20 protein-coding genes and 1 other RNA gene are annotated in these 21,551 nt (G+C 46.2%); 11 read left to right on the top strand and 10 right to left on the bottom strand.

Annotated features, from left to right (window positions below):
• Window positions 1–165 precede the first annotated feature (165 nt).
• The 3 genes from proC to K6T23_RS12175 all read left to right on the top strand — a co-directional run bounded on the left by proC (window position 166) and on the right by K6T23_RS12175 (window position 3,441).
• The gene (proC, locus tag K6T23_RS12185) at window positions 166–969 is read left to right on the top strand and encodes a pyrroline-5-carboxylate reductase (RefSeq protein WP_392397349.1); all 804 of its coding nucleotides are present in this window, start codon (window positions 166–168) and stop codon (window positions 967–969) included.
• 25 nt (window positions 970–994) lie between these two features.
• Window positions 995–2,104, top strand: coding sequence for a glutamate 5-kinase (gene proB, locus K6T23_RS12180; RefSeq protein WP_053426936.1), 1,110 nt, complete (start codon window positions 995–997; stop codon window positions 2,102–2,104).
• 74 nt (window positions 2,105–2,178) lie between these two features.
• Window positions 2,179–3,441 (top strand): glutamate-5-semialdehyde dehydrogenase, encoded by a 1,263-nt coding sequence (locus tag K6T23_RS12175; RefSeq protein WP_238281182.1) that lies wholly within the window; start codon window positions 2,179–2,181, stop codon window positions 3,439–3,441.
• 58 nt (window positions 3,442–3,499) lie between these two features.
• Here the strand turns inward: K6T23_RS12175 and K6T23_RS12170 are convergent, their stop codons facing one another.
• From K6T23_RS12170 to K6T23_RS12160, 3 genes are all read right to left on the bottom strand, one after another.
• Window positions 3,500–4,051 carry a D-glycero-alpha-D-manno-heptose-1,7-bisphosphate 7-phosphatase gene (locus K6T23_RS12170; RefSeq protein ID WP_238281181.1) on the bottom strand — a complete coding sequence of 184 codons (552 nt, stop codon included), beginning with the start codon at window positions 4,049–4,051 and terminating at the stop codon, window positions 3,500–3,502.
• A gap of 202 nt (window positions 4,052–4,253) precedes the next feature.
• Window positions 4,254–5,450: a class I SAM-dependent rRNA methyltransferase gene (locus K6T23_RS12165; RefSeq protein WP_238281180.1), complete on the bottom strand. Its 1,197-nt coding sequence runs from the start codon at window positions 5,448–5,450 to the stop codon at window positions 4,254–4,256.
• Between the two features lie 117 nt (window positions 5,451–5,567).
• On the bottom strand, window positions 5,568–6,404 hold the full coding sequence (locus K6T23_RS12160) for an alpha/beta hydrolase (RefSeq protein WP_238281179.1): 837 nt from the start codon (window positions 6,402–6,404) through the stop codon (window positions 5,568–5,570).
• A gap of 218 nt (window positions 6,405–6,622) precedes the next feature.
• On the opposite strand from K6T23_RS12160, the gene K6T23_RS12155 reads away from it, so the two are divergent.
• A complete protein-coding gene (locus K6T23_RS12155; RefSeq protein WP_238281178.1) occupies window positions 6,623–7,303 on the top strand; it encodes a DUF5694 domain-containing protein in 681 nt (226 codons plus the stop codon).
• 333 nt (window positions 7,304–7,636) lie between these two features.
• On the opposite strand, the gene K6T23_RS12150 is transcribed toward K6T23_RS12155, so the two are convergent.
• Complete coding sequence (locus tag K6T23_RS12150) at window positions 7,637–8,872, bottom strand: aminopeptidase (RefSeq protein WP_056536255.1); 1,236 nt, start codon at window positions 8,870–8,872, stop codon at window positions 7,637–7,639.
• Between the two features lie 237 nt (window positions 8,873–9,109).
• Entirely contained in the window at window positions 9,110–10,366 is a 1,257-nt protein-coding gene (locus tag K6T23_RS12145) for a helix-turn-helix transcriptional regulator (RefSeq protein WP_079516163.1), read from the bottom strand.
• Between the two features lie 253 nt (window positions 10,367–10,619).
• Here K6T23_RS12145 and K6T23_RS12140 point away from each other — a divergent pair, with 253 nt between their 5' ends.
• The gene (locus tag K6T23_RS12140; protein WP_148984310.1) at window positions 10,620–11,861 is read left to right on the top strand and encodes a M24 family metallopeptidase; all 1,242 of its coding nucleotides are present in this window, start codon (window positions 10,620–10,622) and stop codon (window positions 11,859–11,861) included.
• 147 nt (window positions 11,862–12,008) lie between these two features.
• On the top strand, window positions 12,009–12,938 hold the full coding sequence (locus K6T23_RS12135) for a DUF1002 domain-containing protein (protein ID WP_079516161.1): 930 nt from the start codon (window positions 12,009–12,011) through the stop codon (window positions 12,936–12,938).
• Window positions 12,939–14,506: 1,568 nt separating this feature from the next.
• On the opposite strand, the gene K6T23_RS12130 is transcribed toward K6T23_RS12135, so the two are convergent.
• The 3 genes from K6T23_RS12130 to K6T23_RS12120 form a co-directional block, all read right to left on the bottom strand.
• The gene (locus K6T23_RS12130) at window positions 14,507–15,910 is read right to left on the bottom strand and encodes a sensor histidine kinase (protein WP_056536267.1); all 1,404 of its coding nucleotides are present in this window, start codon (window positions 15,908–15,910) and stop codon (window positions 14,507–14,509) included.
• A complete protein-coding gene (locus K6T23_RS12125; protein WP_238281177.1) occupies window positions 15,907–16,593 on the bottom strand; it encodes a response regulator transcription factor in 687 nt (228 codons plus the stop codon). Before K6T23_RS12125 ends, K6T23_RS12130 begins: the two co-directional genes overlap by 4 nt.
• A 118-nt stretch (window positions 16,594–16,711) precedes the next feature.
• Complete coding sequence (locus tag K6T23_RS12120) at window positions 16,712–16,969, bottom strand: hypothetical protein (RefSeq protein ID WP_056536270.1); 258 nt, start codon at window positions 16,967–16,969, stop codon at window positions 16,712–16,714.
• 132 nt (window positions 16,970–17,101) lie between these two features.
• Between K6T23_RS12120 and K6T23_RS12115 the strand changes: the two genes are divergently transcribed.
• Both K6T23_RS12115 and K6T23_RS12110 read left to right on the top strand, forming a co-directional pair.
• Complete coding sequence (locus tag K6T23_RS12115; protein ID WP_238281176.1) at window positions 17,102–17,971, top strand: NAD(P)-dependent oxidoreductase; 870 nt, start codon at window positions 17,102–17,104, stop codon at window positions 17,969–17,971.
• A gap of 63 nt (window positions 17,972–18,034) precedes the next feature.
• A complete protein-coding gene (locus tag K6T23_RS12110) occupies window positions 18,035–18,559 on the top strand; it encodes a type 1 glutamine amidotransferase domain-containing protein (protein ID WP_238281175.1) in 525 nt (174 codons plus the stop codon).
• Between the two features lie 20 nt (window positions 18,560–18,579).
• Here K6T23_RS12110 and K6T23_RS12105 read toward each other — a convergent pair whose 3' ends face one another.
• Window positions 18,580–18,873: a phage holin family protein gene (locus K6T23_RS12105; protein WP_235563547.1), complete on the bottom strand. Its 294-nt coding sequence runs from the start codon at window positions 18,871–18,873 to the stop codon at window positions 18,580–18,582.
• Window positions 18,874–19,047: 174 nt separating this feature from the next.
• Here K6T23_RS12105 and K6T23_RS12100 point away from each other — a divergent pair, with 174 nt between their 5' ends.
• From K6T23_RS12100 to K6T23_RS12090, 3 genes are all read left to right on the top strand, one after another.
• Window positions 19,048–19,485, top strand: a complete 438-nt coding sequence (locus K6T23_RS12100; RefSeq protein ID WP_048003744.1) for a peptidylprolyl isomerase — start codon at window positions 19,048–19,050, stop codon at window positions 19,483–19,485.
• Between the two features lie 48 nt (window positions 19,486–19,533).
• Window positions 19,534–19,721: non-coding RNA, 6S RNA (gene ssrS / locus K6T23_RS12095), on the top strand.
• Between the two features lie 163 nt (window positions 19,722–19,884).
• A complete protein-coding gene (locus K6T23_RS12090) occupies window positions 19,885–20,958 on the top strand; it encodes a metallophosphoesterase (RefSeq protein ID WP_238281174.1) in 1,074 nt (357 codons plus the stop codon).
• A 163-nt stretch (window positions 20,959–21,121) separates the two neighbouring features.
• Here K6T23_RS12090 and K6T23_RS12085 read toward each other — a convergent pair whose 3' ends face one another.
• Window positions 21,122–21,418, bottom strand: a complete 297-nt coding sequence (locus K6T23_RS12085) for a DUF948 domain-containing protein (RefSeq protein WP_238281173.1) — start codon at window positions 21,416–21,418, stop codon at window positions 21,122–21,124.
• Window positions 21,419–21,551: the final 133 nt, after the last annotated feature.

Raw genomic sequence — 21,551 nt, 5'->3', positions numbered from 1 at the left:
TATCATCCGTCAGCATGTTACGATAGTTGGCGTTGTGATACAAACACGGAAAACGGTAATCAACTTACATTTAACGAACATTCACATACAGTATCCGCGAATCAATCGATTGGAGATGATTTTTTGTTAAAAAATAAAACAGTCGCATTCATGGGAGCAGGCAATATGGCAGAAGCCATGATATCAGGAACCGTGCAGAGCGGAAAGCTTTCGGGTGATCAGATCATCGTATCGAACAGAAGCGATCAACAAAAGCGTGAACAAATCGAGCGTCTCTATGGCGTGAGGACGATGGCGAGCGAGCAGCTCCCATTTGATGAAATCGATGTCCTCATACTCGCCATGAAGCCGAAAGATATCGACACGGTCCTCGATTCCATCAAGTACAAGGTCAACAATAAGACCGTCATCATGTCTGTACTTGCAGGAATCACTACCAGCCACATGGAGCAGAATCTTCCTGCCGGTCAGTCCGTGATCCGCGTGATGCCGAACACATCCAGCATGCTGAAGGAATCAGCCACAGCAATTTCAGCAGGGCGATTCACGACAGAGAGCGAGATGGAGGAAGCACGAGAACTATTACGTACGATCGGCCAGGTCTTCATCATACAAGAAGAACAAATGGATATTTTTACAGGTGTAGCGGGTAGTGGCCCGGCTTACTTCTATTATTTAATGGAACACATTGAAAAAACGGCTACAGAATCTGGATTGTCCCCGGAAGTGGCAAGAGAGATCGGTGCACAGACCATTTATGGTGCAGCAAAAATGATGCTTGAAAGAAATGAGTCGCCTACAGAACTGAGAGAAAACGTCACTTCTCCTAATGGAACAACGGCGGCGGGTCTTCGTGCACTTGATGAAAACGGTGGGGGAAAAGCCATATCAGCTGCTGTAAAAGGAGCGCAAAAGCGTTCTGCAGAAATCAGTTCATCTTTGAAACAAAAACAACTGGTCAGTCAATAAGGAAATATCAGCTAGGAGTGATTGAATGTCCATTAATAAGAAAAGAGTCGTCATCAAAATCGGAAGTAGTTCCCTTACAAGTCTTCACGGTGAAATGAGCAGAAAGAAATTGGAGCGCCTCGTCGATGAGGTTGTCAGGTTGAAAGACGATGGCCATGAAGTGGTCCTCGTGTCGTCAGGGGCTGTAGCAGCAGGCTATCGCAAACTCGGTTGTCTGACACGTCCAAGTTCTCTACCTGAAAAACAGGCGGCGGCATCGATCGGACAGGGGCTGTTGATTGAAGCTTATTCTGACCTGTTCATTTCCCATGGTTATGTAGCATCACAGATCTTGATCACACGCAGTGATTTTTCACACGAGGATCGATATGATAACGTCCGCAATACGATCAATGTCCTACTAGAAAGGGGCATCATCCCGATCGTAAATGAAAATGATACGGTGACCGTCGATCGGCTCAAGTTCGGTGATAACGACACCCTTTCAGCTAAAGTGGCGGCACTGTCGGGTGCGGATCAGCTTATCATCCTTTCGGACATAGATGGACTATATGATTCAGATCCACGCAAAAATCCGGAAGCAACCTTGTTGGATTCCGTTACTGAAATCACGGATGATATCGAAGAAATGGCTGGAGAACCCGGCAGTTCCGTCGGTACAGGAGGAATGCGTTCGAAGATCGATGCCTTCAAGATCACGATGGCTTCAGGAATACCGGCATTCCTCGGGAAGTCCGGTGTCGATAACATCATCTATGACGCAGTGCAGCATACGGCAAACGGAACCTATTTCGAAGCCGATGACAACTCGATCAACTTGAATTCCAAAAAACAATGGATAGCATTCAACTCAGGACCAGAGGGTGAAATCACCATCGATGCTGCAGCAAAAGATAGACTGATCGGAAAACAAGGCAGTCTGACTATGGAAGACGTATACACGGTCAAGGGTCACTTCAGGAAAGGGGCGGTCGTGAGAATCCTGGATCAACGGAATGAACAGGTCGCCCTAGGTGTTGTCAATTATCGATCAGGTAAGCTTAAAGACCCGATTGACATTGATGAGAATGAAATCGTTGTGGAAACCGACGCACTGGTTTGTCATATCGAAGTACCGCTTCCGATTGGAGTATAACCCCTAATAATAGAAACCAGTAGAATCATAGTGTCCCGACACTTTAGCCATGGAAAATCTTTAGGAGGTATTCGATGACTTTAACAATTGAAAAGACTGATGTGAAGAAGCAAGCGAAGTTGGCGCAGGATGCATCCAAGAAACTGCGTATGCTTTCCACCGAGGAAAAGAACAAGGTGCTCTATAAACTCGCCGATCACCTTGAAGAACATATGGAACCTATATTGGAAGCTAATTCCAAGGATCTGGAAGCCGGTAAACAAAAAGGCTTTGATGAGGCTCTCATGGACCGTCTATCCCTTGACGAACAAAGGATAAGGGACTTTGCCGAAGGGCTTCGGGAAGTGGCTGAGCTTGAGGATCCAACGGGGAAGACCATCACGGACTGGACATTGGAAAATGAGCTTCTGGTTGAAAAAGTGACCGTTCCCCTAGGGGTCATCGGCATGATTTATGAAGCCCGCCCGAATGTAACGGTAGATGCAACGGGATTGGCCCTTAAATCTGGAAATGCCATCGTCTTGAAAGGCGGTTCCAATGCCATTCAGTCAAATAAAGCAATTGTTGATGTCATGCATGACGCCTTAAAGAATTCTGCGGTTCCAAGTGAAGCCGTACAGTTCATCAATTCTACCGATCGTGAAGCGACCAATGCTCTCTTCACGATGAAAGAGCATATCGATGTCCTGATTCCACGCGGTGGCGGGGCACTGATCCAAGCAGTGGTTGATAATGCAACGGTACCTGTACTCGAAACAGGCGTGGGAAATTGTCATATTTATATTGATGAAGATGCCGATGTGCAAAAGGCACTGAACATCATCATTAATGCCAAGACTGATCGTCCCGCTGTTTGTAATGCAGCAGAGACGCTATTGATTCACGAAAAGTGGTTTAAAAAGTATCATGAAGTTCTTTTTGATACCCTTGAACAGCATGGTGTAACGGTTCATGGAGATGAAGAAGTGCTCAATCATAAGGCAGATGCCATTCCGGCAGGAGAATCCGATTGGGCCAATGAATACCTTAGTCTTGATGTTGCGGTAAAAGTGGTAGGGAATGTGGACGCCGCCGCCGATCATATCGACCGTTATGGCACGAAGCATTCAGAAGCCATCGTGACAGAAAACGAAAAGACGGCTAAACGATTCATGATGCTTGTGGATGCAGCTGCCCTTTATCACAATGCATCGACACGATTCACCGATGGAGGTGCGCTTGGGTTTGGTGCGGAAATCGGAATTTCCACTCAAAAACTTCATGCGAGGGGCCCGATGGGGCTTCCGGCCCTCACGACCATCAAGTACCTTATGGATGGTAATGGACAGATCCGATAATTGATCAAGCCAAAGAGGCAGTCATTGACTGCCTCTTTTCCATGCATCAACATGTTTTTCATGTCCCAAGACGGGTGTGGTGTTCATCATCGACCAGAAAGAGGGAAGCTCCCCACAGGTCGGGAAATACGAGATCCGCCTTAACCCCCGGGAGTGGTGCATCGGAGATCAAAATGGTCATGCAACCTGCTTTTCTTCCTGCAAGGATATCCGGTTCCCGGTCACCCACCATATAGGAAGAAGCAAGATCGATTCCGTGACGCTCGGACAAATCCAGGAGCATACCCGCTTCGGGCTTGCGGCATGAGCATCCAGAATGGGGGGCATGGGTACATACTGCCACCTCTTTGATGATCGCTCCCAGTGAAGAGAGTTCTTTCAGCATGAACGCATGGATTTCCTCTAATTGTCCAGGTTCCAGAAAACCCAAACCTACTCCACCTTGATTCGTTACCACAAACAGCTCATATCCTCCATTACTCAACCTCTTAATGGCTTCATGGACCCTCGGTAGGAAGAAAAATTGATCGGGACGATTCACAAATTTAACACGACTTGTTTTTACTTCATTTATGACGCCATCCCGGTCCAAAAAAATCGCCTTTTTCAACAATAATCCTCCTCGTTCGCTATCATTCAACAGGATGTTGTCATATCTTGCGCTTTCCGGGGAAATAACTGAACATTCTGTATTTTACTTTTGTATATTCACTTGCCATGTTTTAAAGGAAAGGGGGGAATCTAAAAGACCCCCTTCCTCCATGATGGCCACATTCATATCCTTTATGCTTAAGTCTGATGCCAAAAGGTCATCATTTTCCTTTTTGGATAAACGCCACTTTCAGATAATCACCCTGCCTGTACTGACTCATTGTTTTAAAGTCTTCAGGCAGGGAGTACTGTTCAAGGACGGTGTATGTTTCACCCATTTCTTTGAATGCACGATCAATGAACTCGTGGAATCTCTTCATATCGAAAGTGCTGCAATTGGTGGACGCCACTATGACGCCACCGTCTGACGTGATCGAGATGGCATCCTTCAAAAGGGATGGATAGTCTTTTTGTGCACTGAATGTGTGCTTTTTCGAGCGTGCAAAGCTTGGTGGATCCAAGATGACCAAGTCATATGAGTGTTCTTTTTTCACCGCATACTTGAAAAAGTTGAACACATCTTCCACAATGATGTTCTGACTTTCGTAGTCAATGCCGTTGATGCTGAATTGCTCAATCGTTTTACTCAAGCTGCGCTTGGCAAGATCGATACTGGTCGTCACCGAAGCGCCTCCGAGTGCAGCAGCAACCGAAAAAGCTCCAGTATAAGAGAACGTATTCAGGACCGTTTTCCCTTCAGAATAAGCGTGCATGATCCGCTTTCTGACTTCCCTCTGATCTAGGAACACTCCTACCATGGCTCCATCGTTCAAATAAACCGCGAACTGGATGCCATTTTCTTTCACCAGAAGGGGAAATGCCGCTTTCTCGCCTTCGACGTAGTCATCATCTTCCACATACTGCCCGTCCTGGGCAAAGCGTTTCTTCTCATAAGTCCCTTTCCATCCCTTAATGTCTCTAACGGCACGGTAGACTTCATCACGGAATGAGTAAGCTCCAAGAGAGTACCATTGGATGAGGTAGTATCCATTGAAATGGTCGATGGTGAATCCACCGAATCCGTCGCCTTCTCCATTGAAAACGCGGAATGCGGTAGTGTCCTCGTTGTAGAAAAAGTGAAGGCGCTGATTGACTGCCAGTTCGATCTTCCTCTTGATGAAAGCTTCATCGATCGCTTCGGTTTCCTTCCAGCTCAAAAGCCACCCAAGCCCTTTATTTTGTTTCCCGTAATACCCTCGTGCTATGAAGGAATGTGTATGGTCCGTCAGTTTGATGATGGTTCCTTCCTCTATATCACTCATTCGGGTATTGAGATGCTCTTTTTGAAGAAGAGGGAATCCTTTCCTGAATGATTTTACATTTTTGGGATTTGCCTGGATCGTAATCTCGTTCGTCATATGCTTCATCCTAATCTATGATTTCTGTCATGTGTAGTATAGAGGTTAATCTCTTGTGGTGCAAGGGATTGGGAAGGGGGAGGAGTATAAAAAAAGACATCCACCGATGGATGGATGTCACTGATCCCAAAGGAATTCCCCGATGAGCTTATCGACTTTCAACGTTTCATGCATCCCGCTGTGGGTGATGCTGTTATCGTATACGATGGTGGTTTGAACATTTTGACCTGTGAAGATCTCTTTGCTGGACGTAGCACTTTTGGTGTTGACCACTCCGTCTCCACTACCTCCGATGGATAGGATCTTCAATCCTTCAGGAAGCTGGTGTGCATCTTGAACCATATGCTGAAGGGCATCTGATCCCGGTTTGAGATCGATCACAGCCTCACCGGTGTTGATTTGGGCATAAGATGACTTTGTAACTCCCTGAAATGGTGTGGCAATCGTGATGAACCGTTCTGTCTGAGGCACGAAGGGATTATCACTTGTCTGTTCAAGGTACACAGTAGAAGCGAGCCCCCCCATGGAGTGACTGACGATATTGATTTTCTCCACGCCATACTCATGATGCAGGAACTTCATGGCGTTTTCGAGCCAGACTGCCTGCTTCTCCAATGAGGCACGGTTATCTTCGAAGATTACCTGTACGAATGGTGTGGAGATTGGGTCATCGGGGAGTTCTCCTGTGTGTTCAACACTGCCGTCCCGCCTCACGTAGATCTCCAGGAATTTCTGTCCCCATCCATGATCGTCTTGGAAGCGTTCAAGCATGGTTCTGAACGAATTATGGGTGCCCTTATAGCCATGGACAAACACGGTGGGGTATTGTTGTTCGACCGTGAGAGGCTGTTCACTGGACTCAACGTCCTGAGATTCAAAAAGGGTATATGCGATAAGGAAAACAAAACAGAGAGCGATGCTCCATATGTAGACCCGCTTGGATTTAAAAGACATGTCATTTCTCTCCCTTTAAAAGGTATATCCTTATTGTAAGCCATATGAGAAGTCTTGAATATGTTATAAAAGAAATTTATTTGTCATAATGGATGTAATTATTGGTAATATAGAGGAGTATTGGAATGAATCCGTTTTCCAGTTTTCATTTGAGAAGAATGGTGAAGCTGGAAGTCGTACTGGATGCCGGTGCTATATAAAAGAAGGGGGGAGAGGGCATGGAAAAAGAAATCATCCTCGTAGGAACATTCCATTTTGAACAAGATGCAGCTATAATCGCCCGAAAAGAAGTGGAAATCAACGAGTTAGTAGAGCACCTGTCTCATTTCAAACCGACGAAAATTGCGCTGGAATGGGAAGCCTCAAAGGAGCCTGAACTAAATGAGCTATATTCAGAATGTCGATGGAATGATTCCATGGATGAAATTCAACAGATCGGTTTCAGGCTGGCAAGGCAGGCCGGTCATGATAAAGTATATGCTGTGAACTGGGCAGGAGGGATTACAGAAGGAGATATGGTGGCGCTCAATACGACGATTCAAGATTCCTACCCGGATATTGTCCGTACCGTGCAAAGAGTCGGTGAATGCTCCCCGGAAGTTAGTCCGGATATTCCTTTGATGACGTCCTACAAAGATCTGAATGATGCAAAAATCGTAAACGAAATGGAAAACATGTACTTATCATTCATCGTGGTGAAGGAGGGCGAAAATCAGATCGGTTATGATTTCTTACGAAAGTGGAACGAGAGGGAACTGATGATCTTCAAGAATGTAATCGATGTGTACAAGGATGGGGACCGCCTGTTGCTTCTGGTAGGTGGAGACCATGTATGGATGCTGAAATCATTATTCGAGGGAATCGGATGGAAGGTGACCAATCCATTTGTGGAAGAATAAGACGGTAGGTACAAAGCAATATGATTGGGACAAAGGTAGAAGGGGCCATTTTAAGAGTAACAAAATCCTTTTTACCGCATTTCCGTGCATGACTCCGCTTTTCGCGGGAAGCCCGTAAGAGTCTTCTTCAAGCCTGCGGGGTCTTACATCAGCTACTCTTGCCGCAGGAGCCTTTTAAACTTCAATCAATCGCTGGAACAAGTACATACTAAAAACCCGAATTAAATTGCCTTTTCATTGGCAGTTTAATTCGGGTTTTGCTATGACTAAATCACATTTGTCCCAGACTCTTGGTTTTTGAAGTGTTTTCTGTACAGGACAGAACTTGAGGACTTACTCTGCCCAATCTCCCTTTTCAAATATGCTGACTTGGGTGCCGTCAGCCATTGTGCCTACAATGGATAGTTCACTTGAACCAATCATAAAATCGACGTGAGTGCCGCTTTGATTGAAGCCGATGTCAGCGAGCTCATCTTCGGAGCGGCCGTTCCCGTCTTTCACGCAAACCTGCAGGGCCCTGCCAAGCGCAAGATGGCAGGAAGCATTTTCATCAAAGAGGGTATTGTTAAAAATAATGTTTGTATTTGAAATCGGTGAGTCATGGGGAACCAAGGCGACTTCACCGAGGTGTCTGGCCCCATCATCTAGGTCAAGAAGGTTCTTGAGCGTTTCATACCCTTCTTCAGCTGAGAAGTCCACCACTTTACCATCCTTGAACGTTAAGCTGAAGTCTTTGATGATCGTCCCGCCATAGTTCAGGGGCTTCGTACTCGAGACGATACCATTGACGCCGTCTTTCACTGGAATGGTAAAGACCTCTTCAGTCGGTAGATTTGGCACGAACTTGGTTCCTGTGTCGCTCGTAAACTCTGCGCTGAGCCACTGGGTTTCCGGATGGAGTTCGATTGTTAGATCCGTTCCCGGCCCTTTATAATGAAGCAGTCTGAGATCTTGACTGTTCAATCGGTCGGCATGGGTGTTCAAAGAGGCGATATGCTCCTTCCAAAGGCCGACGGTATCATCTTGATCCGCCCGTGTCGTGTAGAAGATATTCTTCCATAATTCATCCAAGGCCTCTTCTTTGTCAAGCCCGGGGAAAACACTTTCTGCCCATTCATCGGACGGGTGGGCAGCGATGAGCCAGTTGATTTTCCCTCCTCCTATATAAGCCGAGAAATCTTTTGTGGCAATGGCTGCCGCTTTATTCAATGCGGCCACCTTGGCAGGGTCACTGTCTTTTAAGATTGACGGGTTGGGTGCAATCAAGTTGAGGAGGGCGCCGTTTTGTTCAGCAAACTCAATCATCCCTTTTGCTTTCCAATCCGGATATACACCTAGGTACTCTTCACTTGAATGTTCAATCCGGATTTTTTTGAATTCTTCATCATAAAAATCGGGAAGGACGATGGCCGCTCCCGCTTCAAAAGCTTTCCGTGCGACAATCTTCACGAAAGAAGCCGTGGACAGCGGTGCCTGTATGCTCAAATGTTGACCTTTCTGCAGGTTAAGTCCTACTTTGATGAGCAGCTCTGCATAGTTCTCCAGTTTTTGCTGAAATTCTTGATTCACGTTGATTCCCCCTTATGTATGTCTCCTCCTTACTATATCTTTTTCTTCAGAAAATTTCATCAAAAATGAAAATCCGCACCGGGTCCACCGGTACGGATTTCATGAACGTTTATTGTTTGACGCTGAATGGTGGAAATTCCTCTTCGTTGATCTGGTTGATGACCACTGCAGTCAATGCCATGGATGTCAGACAGATCGCGATGATGGTGGATGTCACTTTCTTCATATTCTCACCTCCTAAAAAGATACCATCTGTTCATAGATGTCATTGGCTTCTTTGAAATAAAAGGCGGCATTTTTATATTTCCTCATCCCTTGGTAATATTGACCAAGAAGTGTAGAATACGTCGCATATAAAATCTTCATATCGTGGCGATGGAAAAACGGAAGGGCTTGATCCCTCATAAATGGCTCGAACCCATCCCTGAATCCCTCCGACGCATACCGGTAATAACATAGCTCGTAATATTTAGCAGGATGATGATCCCGTCCGCAGAGGCCCAGGCCGCGATCCAGCCACTCTGTCATTTCCCTTTGCTGATTCAATTTATGATATTCCTTAACGAGGGAGAGGATGGAATACAGCTGACCTTCCGCATCTGTCCCTTTCAGATCGATGCTCCTCAAAAAGTGACGGATGGCCTCTTGGCTATCACCGGATAGGGACTTCATATATCCAAGGTTCTGTTCCACCTTGGACCTTAGACGGGTATAGCGGATGGTTTCAGAAATATATCCGGCCCATTCATAATGCTTATTGGCCTCATCCAGGGATCCAATCCGCCTGTAGCATATCCCGAGAAGCAGGTGGACCTCTGCGCATCGTTTCTGGAAATAGACGCTTTGAAAGATGTTCAGTGCTTTTTCACCATAGTACAGGGCGAGGCGAAAGTGATTCAAGCGGGTCTTGACCAGGCTTGACAGGTAATACAAATCGGCCCTTTCTTCTTCGTTCACCACGTTCCCTGTAACATAGAAGGTTTCGGCTTCTTTCAGTTCATTCTCCGCCTTGCTGTATTCGTTCAGTAGATAATAGTAGTTTCCCCGATACTTATGGAAGTAGAATTTCAATAGGTCCGTCATATCCGTATAGCTCTTATGGATCGCGTTTAATCGGGCAAGTGCTGCTTTAAGGTCGAGATGGATCAGATCGGCTCGGAAACAAAGGATCTGATAGTAGAGATGGGGTGTGAGTTCGTCTACGTTCTCCAATTGTAATTTGATAGACGCCTTCATTTCGTCTGCTTCCGCTAATGAATTCCATAAAAGCAGACGATTCCATTTCTCCAGTTTGTTCAGGACGACGCGATGGTCATCCATCAGATTGGAGATTCCCAGTCGTTCACAAAGGAGTTCGATGATTTCCTGTGAAGGGGAAATGGAATTGTTTTCGATTTTCGAAAGATAGGAAACGGATAAAATCCCCTTTGATAATTCTTCCTGGGTCAGTTGACGCTTCTGTCGATGAAAGCGGATTTTAGAACCGATGGTCATTTGATCAGCTCCTCTTTCCCTCAATGATGCAGGTTCTGGTGATGTATTAGAATGGTATCATAAATGGAGAACAAACGTTTTGAATATTCCTATAATTATATTTTTTCTTGGGTATTTCGATCCGGGAGGGTGGTCAGTTTTATATTGACGTCCTATTTTCTGGGTGATTGGAACGGCATAAAGGAGGATTTTGCCGAAATGTGTAGAATCCTATGCGATGTAGACTTAATCATAAGATAAAGGGGAGATATAGATGAACGAAATGACTTCACATTTCCTTCCATTGAGAAAGAGGGAAGAAATCACAAATAGATGGCTTTTCCACCGTTTGAATACGCTGCTTCCCACTTTGATGAAAAAGCATGGTGTCGGGATGTGGATCACAATCGGGAGGGAGTACCATGAAGATCCGGCCCTTCTCACATTATTTCCTTCTGCCGTCGATAGCTCCAGGAGGTTGACGATCCTGGTCTTTACTTTGGAAGGTGGAATCCTGAAGCGTTCTGTCATTCATACCAATCCCGAATTTGAGCCTTTTTATGAGCGGGTGTGGAATCCTGCAACCGAAGATCAATGGGAGTGCCTGGTCAGGTTGATCAAGGAGAAAGATCCCGCGACGATTGCTCTGAATACTTCCGAGGGGTTTGCATCATGTGATGGTCTCACCCATACCCTCCACTCCAAGCTAGCATATCTGGTTCCTGGATTTACCGATCGATTCATCTCAGCGGAACCTCTTTTGATCGAATGGTATTCAACCCGTTCCCAAAAGGAACTGACTGCCTATCCTTTCATCGCAGAATCCGCGAGGGAAATCGCAGAATCCGCCCTTTCCAGAAGTGTCATCCATCCCGGTATCACAACGACCGATGATGTGGTGGAGTGGATCCGTCAAAAGGTGCTGGATCTCGGATTGAAGACGTCCTTTTATCCTACGGTGGATCTGCAGAGGAAGGGAGCTGCCATGGACCGGATTGAAGGTGAGATCATCAGGCCGGGAGATATCGTCCACCTCGATTTTGGAATCGAATATCTCGGCCTTGCCACAGATACGCAGCAGCTGGCATATGTTTTATTCCCGGATGAAGAACAGCCGCCCCAGGGACTTATCTCTGCCTTCAACAAGGCTCTGAGAATGGAAGACATCATCATGGAAGAATTGAAACCCGGTGTACCAGGGAATGACGTCTTCCGGAGATCCATGGCAAGAATGGATGAAGAGGAACTGAACGGCATGATCTACACACATCCTATAGGGGTTCACTGTCATGAAGCCGGTGCCTTGATTGGACTATACGATCTCCAAGGACCTGTTCCGATCAAAGGAGAGCTCCCAGTGACCGACCAGACGCTGTATGCACTGGAATTCAACTGCAGGGACTATATCCCGGAGTGGGGGCAGGAGGTGCCGATCTATCTCGAAGAACCCGTTGGCGTCATCCGCGGGAAGGCCGAGTATATGGCAAAGAGACAAACGGGATTCTATTTAATCTAATCGCCATCATTCTTCCGGATCAGATATGCTATAATGTTGAAAGTTCCTGTAACCTCATGGAGGGGGAACACGTCTTATAGTAAGAGTCACCCATGCACAAGGGGGAAGCATGGAGTGACGGAGCGAAATGATAAGAGGAGAATGAGCATGAAAAAGAAATTCATAATGTTTGTAACAGCTGCCCTGATGATGACTACGGTACAGACGAGTGCATTTGCTTCCGATAATTCCAAGGACAAAGATAGTATTAACGAGAAATTCGGTGTGCCGATCGTTGTGTACGGGGAAACACTGACAGCCGACCAGAAAAAAGAGGTTCAACGGGAACTAGGGATCGATGCTGACACAGATGTGGAGGAGTTCGTCGCCAACGGAGACGATCTTGTCAAGTACATCGAAGGGGAAAACCGCAATGCCCGAATGTTTTCTTCTGCAAAGATCACCCGTGTTGAAAAGGGTGAAGGATTGAATGTGGAAATTGTCACTCCGTCCAACATCACCGAGGTGACGGATACGATGTACGCTAACGCCCTGTTAACTGCTGGGGTAGAAAATGCGGTCGTAGAAGTTGCATCTCCAGTGAAGGTAAGTGGTCATTCTGCCCTGGTAGGTATTTATAAGGCCTACGACGAGAGCGGGGAAGAACTGGACACCGTCCGCATGGAAGTAGCCAACGAAGAACTGAATGTCGCAACTGAAATCGCAAAGGATTCTGGTGTGGATAAAGAAGAAATCAGTCAGCTCCTGACTGAAATCAAAAAAGAAATCGCGGAACAAAACCCTGCGACAAAAGAAGAAGTGGAGCAGATTGTCGAGGAAAAGCTGAAAACATTGAAAATCGAGTTATCTCCTGAGGATCGTCAACTTCTCATCGATTTGTTTGAAAAGATGCGTTCTCTTGATATCAACTTCGATAATGTCCAGCAGCAGCTTGAGGATCTGACGAAAGACATCCAATCTAAGATCAAGGATATTGTGCAGGATGAAGGACTCGGGCAGAAGATATCCGACTTCTTCTCAGGACTGATTGAAGCCATCGGGAACTTCTTCAAGTCCATAAAAGGTTGGTTCAGCTGATCCTTTTCTCACCTGTAGAAGAATGAAGAACATGGCCAAATCGATTTTTGATTTGGCCATGTTTTTTCATTTGTCATTGATGAATGTTTCATGCATGATCCCCTAGGAAAAGATATGTGCAGATGTTATTCAATAGCAATCTTTTTGCAGGGGGAGGAATGGAAATGACAAGGGATGTAGAAAAAGGGCTGGCTGTTCCTAGGAAACGTAGAGTGAGATTTGATGGGGGAATCTATGAATAAGGTCATGCAACAGGCAAAGACTTCTTAACAAATGGAAGGTTAGATTATAGAAGGTCAGCACTCAGGACTGGTTCGAAAGGGTGCGTTGTCTGAAGAAGAGTTCGCTAAAGCTGTATTAAGTGTAGTTCGAAATAAGTCGTAAGTGCGTTGCTTATTTGTAAACATAATGTATGGATTTTTTAAGTGGGGGATCAAGCATGTTGTTTCCTTTTGATTAGGGATGGAGGGGAGGAGGGGTCGTTCCGTTTCGCTGCGGCCACCCGCTTTCCATGGGGCGTGCGGTGAGCCGCTTCGGCAAGCCTGCAGGGTCTCTCACCCTGCCCGCCTTTCCCATAGGAGTCGGGTGGCCTCCGCTACACTGCACTGAGTGCATCAGGATGAGTGATTGCTATCTGGTAATCTATCACTTTATTAGGTTTGGAGGGAAAAGGGTCGTTCCGTTCCGCTTTGGCCAACCGCTTTCCAGCGGGGGGGGGGACGGTGAGCCGCTTCAGCTGCTCTTGCGTGGTTTCACTCTGCGGATTATTCCTTAAGAGTCGTGAGGTTTTTGCTGCACTGTGTGCTTTTCAAGAGGTGGTAGCTAATGTTAATGGGAAAGATCATTTCATTATGATGGTGAGTAGAGGTAGCAATACTGTTTATCAGGTCAGGCTAAAGTTCAAATGAATGACTCTATAGTCAAATCGAATATCACCTTGATTAAAACCACAGAGTGAATTGAAGCGTAAGGCGATTGACTCCAGCGGAAAAGGAGGAGGCTCGACGCCCTCCCCGCAGGAAAGCAAGCGCCTGCAGCGATAAGGAACGCTCCTATGCCTTTTGCACACGTGTGAAGAACAAGCATCTTTGCTGCCAGGCATATTAGACTAGTGCTATCTTAAAAAACCGGTCACCTTGAATGGTGATTATTCGAATCCTGATCAATTACCACTCATAAGGGCATTAAAACCACAGAGTGAATTGAAGCGGAAGGGGCTCGACACCCTCCCCGCAGGAAAGCAAGCGCCTGCAGCGGAAAGAAACGGACCTATACCTTTACATATTAGTGTAGAATAAACCATTTAAACAGAGAAAATATCACTCGAAACAGAATTTGTTTTTTAACATACCGACATAAAAAAGCCGCAACCGTACCGATCGACATGTTTGAATCCCTGTTTATAAACACTATAGCTCCAAGGACACCATAGAACAGAATTCAAAAAACAAGCTGCCGGATACCGGCAGCTTGTTGGATTTAAGAAACATAGTGTTTTTCCGCTAAATCCAGGCATTTTATCAGTCTATCCTTTTCGAAGGAACATGTTCAATGGCGAGCCATTGAATTCAAAGCTTCAATAAAGGGATCCTTACCGTCACCGTCGTTCCCGATCCTTCCTCACTCTCTATTTGCAGAGAGCCGCCGTGGCGGTGAAGGATCTCTTTGGCAATCGAGAGGCCGAGACCATAGCCGCCAGAGTTTCGCGTGCGTGAGAGGTCGGAACGATAGAATCGCTCCCCAATTCTCGGAATGGAGGATGAAGGGATGCCGATTCCATGATCACGTATGGTGATGAGGGCTTCATCTCCTTGCCTTGACGAGCGCAGGATGATTTTCCCTTGAGGCTTTGAGTACTTGATGGCATTATCCAATACATTATAGACAACCTGGCGGATCCGATCGGGATCTCCATTGATGATCGTTTCTTCGTCCAAAGATCTCTCCAGCACAAGATCCTTCTCGCGTGCATGGGGCTGGACGAGAGAAAGTGTGTCGGACAGCAGCTCTGAGAGGACAATCGGTTCGAATTCCAGGTGAGAGGATGAATCCTCCAATTTATTGAGTTCAAGAAGTTCATTGATCAGCTTCTGCATCCGGATGCTTTCTTTCTGTATCAATTTTAAGCTTTCCTCCGCATCGTCCGGATCCGTATGGACTTTATCCATGAGAACAGCTGTGTATCCTCCGATATAGGTGAGGGGGGTCCTGAGCTCGTGTGCGACATTCGATAAGAACTGTCTTTTCCGCTCTTCTTGGTTTTCAAGGGAGTCGACCATATGATTGAAGGTCCGCCCGAGTTCGCTCATTTCATCATTCCTCGACACATCGAGTCTTTGGGAGAAGTCCCCGTTTGCGACTCTGTTGGAGAATGCTTTCATCTCTTTGACTGGTTTGAAGAGCGACCCGAGGGTCGACTGGATGATGACAAACAATAGGAAGTAGAACATTGTTCCTGCCAACACGAGAATCGGGATCCCTTTTTGGAACACTTCAGTCATCTCGGCCAAAGGGATGTAGATGTAGATATAGCCCATATGACGTTCTTCATTCATGAGGGGAAAAACGGCCCCGACGATATTCCGATCAAATTCCTTTACGTACCCCTCTTTCAAGACATGTTGCCCCTGATCAAGAAGATCGGTATCTTCCTTGGATAGAAGGGGCTTTCCATCCACCTTGTAGGGGAAGTTCTCCTTTAAATCATGGAGGTTGTCCACCACATCCACCTTATAGGGGGAGATGACGTTGTACCAGAGGATCTTATCTTTGATATCCCCACTGACTTCACCGTAGTGATAATGAGCCGTCGTCCGTTCCCCTTGATAGAGGATCGATTCCTTCATCGTCCCGATATACAGGTCCTTATAAAGAAAATGCATGAAAAGGAAGGAAAACAGAATGGTGAAAAGGAGACTAAGAAGGAGAAGCATGGAAACCTTTTTATTCAGTGTCCAAGAGCGCTTTTTCAAGGTCTTGCCTCGAATTTATATCCAAGTCCCCAAACGGTTTTGATCATCATTCCATGGTCCTTCAGCTTTAATCTCAGTGTCTTGATGTGGGTGTCCACGGTCCTGTCGCTCCCCTCATAATCACTGCCCCAGATTTTGTCGAGAAGCTGATCCCGTTTGTAGACGCGGCCTTCATTGCGGGCGAGGTACAAAAAGAGCTCATATTCTTTGAGAGTGAGACGGGGGGATAGTTCTTCCACCGTGACGGTTCTGGATGCCAGATTGAAGGAGACGGGACCATAGGTTTCCGACATGGCATGATTGTTCACCTTCAGGCCGTATGACCTCCTGAGGATCCCTTCCACCCTTGCCAGAAGTTCTTCTGCATGGAAGGGCTTGACCATATAGTCGTCTCCGCCGAGCTTCAGTCCCTTCACTTTATCCATATCGTCCCCTTTGGCAGAAAGGAAGATAAAAGGAACTTCGCTCGTCTTCCGTACCTCTGAAAGGAGTTCATATCCGTCCATAAAAGGCATCATGATGTCGACGATCAACATATCGATCGGGTTCTCCTTCAAAAGCGAAAGCGCCTCGATTCCGTTTTCTGCTTCAAAGCAATCATAGTGTTCTTTATGTAAATAAAGCTTAATCAGTTTTCTCATCGGTGCCTCATCGTCCACGATAAGGATCTTCCATCGTTTCATCAAACATCTCTCCTTATAGCACATTCCTACTTACCCATTATAAGACAAATTGGTGAAACTTTTATGTGTATCGGGCTGAAAGATGAAAAAATCCCCGAGGGTTTGCCCCGGGGATGGATCAATCCTGTTTGGTTTCGTTAAAATACTGTACGGACGTCATCGCGCCCTCACTCACCATCTTGTTGTCTTCGACATTCTGAGGGTGGGGGACCCCGCCCTTATCAACGATGTCGCGGCTCTTCTTCTTGATTTTTGTAACGATCCCGTGCCTGATATTATGAAGTTGATTCCGTTTTTCCTTGGATGAAAGCAGCCATCCGATGGATCCGGCCGTCACGGTTGCTCCTACGAGAAATGTTTTGTTGATTTTCATCATCGATCTCCTCCTTGGGGTTTATCTTGTTTGGGGTATCTTTTCCCCTGACTCATAAAGTTAAACGTCAGCAATGGACAAAAGCATGGTTTTGAAAGAAAATATTAGCAGGAACAGTGAAGGGAGAGATAGAAGATGAAAAATCAAAAAATCGGGTTCATCGGGACAGGCGTTATGGGAAAAAGCATGGCACGCCATCTGTTGAATGAAGGCTATGAGGTGCTCATTTATACAAGAACGCGTTCCAAGGCGAAAGATCTCCTGGAAGAAGGAGCGATTTGGGCTGACAATCCAGCAGGGGTCGCCAAGGAAGCCGACATTGTGATGACGATGGTAGGATATCCATCTGATGTGGAGGAGCTTTACCTCGGCAGTGGAGCCATCCTTGATAACATGAAGGAAGGAACCATTGCCATCGACTTTACCACCTCTTCACCAAAGCTTGCGGAGACCATTTTCATAGAAGCGAAAACACGTGGAATACATAGTTTGGACGCACCCGTTTCCGGAGGTGATATCGGCGCCAAAAACGGTAGCTTATCCATCATGGTGGGAGGAGATGAGGACACGTTTGAATCCGTACGGGCGATCTTTGAAATCCTGGGATCGAATGTGGTCCTCCAAGGGAGTGCTGGTGCGGGTCAGCACACGAAAATGTGCAACCAGATCACCATCGCCTCGAATATGATCGGGGTGAGCGAAGCATTGTTGTACGCAAAAAAATCGGGACTCGACCCCGATAAGGTCCTCAGTAGTATCACGACCGGTGCAGCAGGAAGCTGGTCTCTGAGCAACCTTGTTCCCCGGATGATAAAGGGGGACTTTGCACCCGGCTTCTATGTAAAGCATTTTATTAAGGATTTGAAGATAGCCCTTGATTCTGCTTCTGAAATGGACATGCGCACACCGGGGCTGGAGCTTGCTCTAAGCCTTTATGAGGAACTGGCTGCTCTTGATGAAGGTGAGAGCGGGACACAGGCCTTGATCAAAGTCCTTGAGCGCTGAAGTTGCAACAATGAACGGAATGATCGACAATGTACATGAAACTATTTTTTGTGAGGTGTTACGATGAGTTTAACAGGTAAGCAAGTGCTGCAACTTGTAAGCGACGATTTTGAAGATCTGGAATTATGGTATCCTGTCCTTCGTTTAAGGGAAGAAGGGGCAGTCGTCCATATTGCCGGAGAGGAAAAAAACAAAACGTATACGGGTAAGTACGGTGTCCCTATCACATCGGACCACAGTTTCCATGAAGTGGATGCTGATGAGTACGACGCCATCCTTGTCCCCGGAGGCTGGTCTCCTGATAAGCTGAGAAGATACGACTCCATCCTGTCGCTGATTAAAGAAATGGATCAATCAAAGAAACCGATCGGACAGATCTGTCACGCTGGTTGGGTCCTTATATCCGCTAAGATCCTGGACGGTGTGAACGTCACCAGTACCCCGGGAATCAAGGATGATATGGAGAATGCTGGTGCCAAGTGGTTCGATGAGCCCGTGGTCGTTGATGGACACATCATCTCAAGTAGACGTCCACCGGATCTTCCCGACTATATGAGGGAGTTCATAGGGGTCCTTCAAAAAAAATAGAGTGCTATGCACTCTGACAATCATTTCTTTTCTCTCCGTCCGCGATCAGCGACCCTGGAGAAAAAGGTTTGTTTGAATGACTGATGTGTTGTGATGGCTGCACCAGTTGCAATGAACCCGTTGGCAATGCCGTTGAAGTCAAACCCGAGCTTCCAGCCGCTGGCGAGCACCCCGCATAAGAGGAGGATCCAGATGATCAACCAGTCCTCCACATGCGGGGTCTTTTTTAATGCAAATCCTAGAACCCATAAGGCGGGCACCAATATCGTTAGCTGAGGGTCAATCGAAATTCCCCTTAATAATTCCTCCATCATCCAGCATCTCTCCCTCAATCAGAGTTGTCCTTTTTTCTAAGGATATTCACCGACCATTGAGATTCATGCCCACTATCTGAACGTTTCTTAAAATCCACCGGACACTTGAAGTGACATGCCTTCCCCGGAATGGTATGATATAGCTTGATCACTTGAAAAAAGGAGCTGTTAATAATGGCGAAAAAAGGATACATACAATTTCAAACAGGTGAAAAAATCGAATTCGATCTTTTCCCGAATGAAGCACCAGGCACAGTGGAGAACTTCGAAAAGCTTGCGAAAGAAGGATTTTATGACGGTTTGACTTTCCACCGTGTGATTCCTGGTTTCGTTAGTCAAGGAGGCTGCCCGAACGGCACAGGTACCGGTGGTCCTGGCTATACCATCAAATGCGAAACTGAAGGCAACCCTCATAAGCATGAGGCCGGATCTCTTTCTATGGCACATGCTGGAAAAGACACAGGCGGAAGCCAATTCTTCATCGTCCATGAGCCTCAACCACATCTGAACGGTGTCCACACTGTATTCGGTAAAGTAACGTCTGGACTTGAAATCGCAAAAGCGATGAGAAACGGTGACGTAATGGAGAAAGTAGAAGTCTTCGACGCGTAATCAGGCACAAGGGTTGAAATAAATCCTGCGTTGTTGTATCATACTATCTACAGGCTGCGTTGTACGTAACCATAACGAAGTTTTAACCTTTAAGCTGTAATAGGGAGTTTTATATCGAAGTCGGAATGCCATGCCTCCACGATAGAGGACGGCAGGAAACCTTCTGCAAACACCCACTTTGAGGAGTGGTGGTTTAAAACTTTCTTATAATCCGTTACGGCAACTGTGGCTCTTAACACACACATGGAAGCCAGTCTCTCAGGAGGCTGGCTTTTTATGTGTTTGCACATACTGCCTTCAAACACGGACTTTACTAGCACTCAAGCATCTTCGTTCGTAATATGACCATAGAAATCACGGTCGGAATGCTGCCATTAAGGCTTATGAAGGGTGTCCTGTATGGAAAAAATAAAGAAAATCAGTATCCCTGATACGGCAAGAGTGATCGTTATTGCTGATATCCACGGGGAACTCGGACTTTTGAAGGAATTAGTGCAAAAGGCAAAGGTTCATCGAGACGACCGGTTGTTGTTCATCGGGGATTTGTGCGAAAAGGGACCTGACAGCAGTGGGGTGGTGGATTACATCATGGAACTTTCAGTTAGGAATCCGAACGTGCACGTACTTGAGGGGAATTGTGATACGCTGGTGGACGATTTGATGGACCTGAATCCAGACCTTATAGGGTACTTGAATCGACGGGGGAAATCCCTCTTTCATGAGTGGATGAAAAAAGAGGGAATGACGTTTTCAGAGGATATGGGAATAGAAGAAATGAAAATTGTCCTGGTGAATAGCTTCAGTAAGCAGATCGAGTGGCTTTCAGGACTTCCCACCGCCATCGAAAGCGAAAGGTATGTGTTTGTACATGCAGGGATTGACCCAGGGGAAGAGTGGCAGGAAACAAACCGGATGGAGGCATTGACGAAGAGGACGTTCATGGAAGGGTATCACTGTGCCGGTAAACAGGTCATCGTTGGACATTGGCCCGTGGTCAATTACCCCGAAAATGGCTTCTCCCATGCACCTTTAATCAATCACGACAGGAAAATGATCTCCATCGATGATGGATGTGTCGTGAAATCGTCCGGACAATTGAATGCACTGATCATCAAATCAGGAGCATACTCCTTCATGTATGTCGATCATCTTCCTGATTTTGAGGTTAAAGGGGATTATATGCCGCGCAAACAAGAGGCGGCCGGCATCACGTTCCCGGATTATGAGATCGAACGGTTGGAAGTGGCAGAGGATTTCAGCCTATGCATGCATAAAAAGACGGAAAGAATGCTCTGGGTTAAAAATGAGTACATAGAGGAAGATGGTCATAACGTGAAGGACGATGTGTCATGCACCTTGCTTCGTGTAACAAGAGGTGAAAGAGTGCAGTTGGTCGATGGAGGATGTACAGGATTCGATCTGGTGAAAAAAGAGGGAAGGGTGGGGTGGATTCCCAAGGGGTTACTCAAGTAAAGGTGCCCCTCCTGTCCGTACATGGTTAAGTGTCCCGCAACAAGCGAATGTCCAGGAGGGGCAACTCCACTATATCAGAGGCAAACCAATCGTTCAAATATATCATAATAATATTATGTAAACCCGAACGAATCAAAACGAAATCCCTCACTAGAGGAGGGATTCAAGCCTTCATATTTTTAAACAATGATTTGATGGAGCGTGGAAGATCCTTTGCTTCTTCAACTGTCATCGTGATGCTATCCTTCTTGAACTCGATATCCTTCTGGATTTCCTGTTGGGTGGCCTTAAGCTGGGACGATTCGTCTGTCAGTTTATTCATTCTTCCCTGGATGCTTTCCACTTGTTCATTCATACGATTAATGACCGGTTTAGTCGTTTTTAACGTTCGGACAATGGATACGCCGAGCATGATGATGGCAATCACCACGATGGCGATGCTTATATAAACAATCCACATGTCGATTCCTCCTTCTAACGGATATGTATACTTACTATGTTCCCTTTTTCACCTTAAAAAAACGCATGCTCGTGATTATTATAGACGAATGTGGCGTCTCCTTGTAATCTTAAGAGTATAAAACAAAGTGGAG

The sequence above is a fragment of the Rossellomorea marisflavi genome, assembly GCF_022170785.1.
In the GTDB taxonomy this organism is placed as follows: Bacteria; Bacillota; Bacilli; order Bacillales; family Bacillaceae_B; genus Rossellomorea; species Rossellomorea marisflavi_B.
The sequence above is the reverse complement of the archived record's forward strand: the minus strand, read 5'-3'. Positions and strand labels throughout refer to the sequence as shown.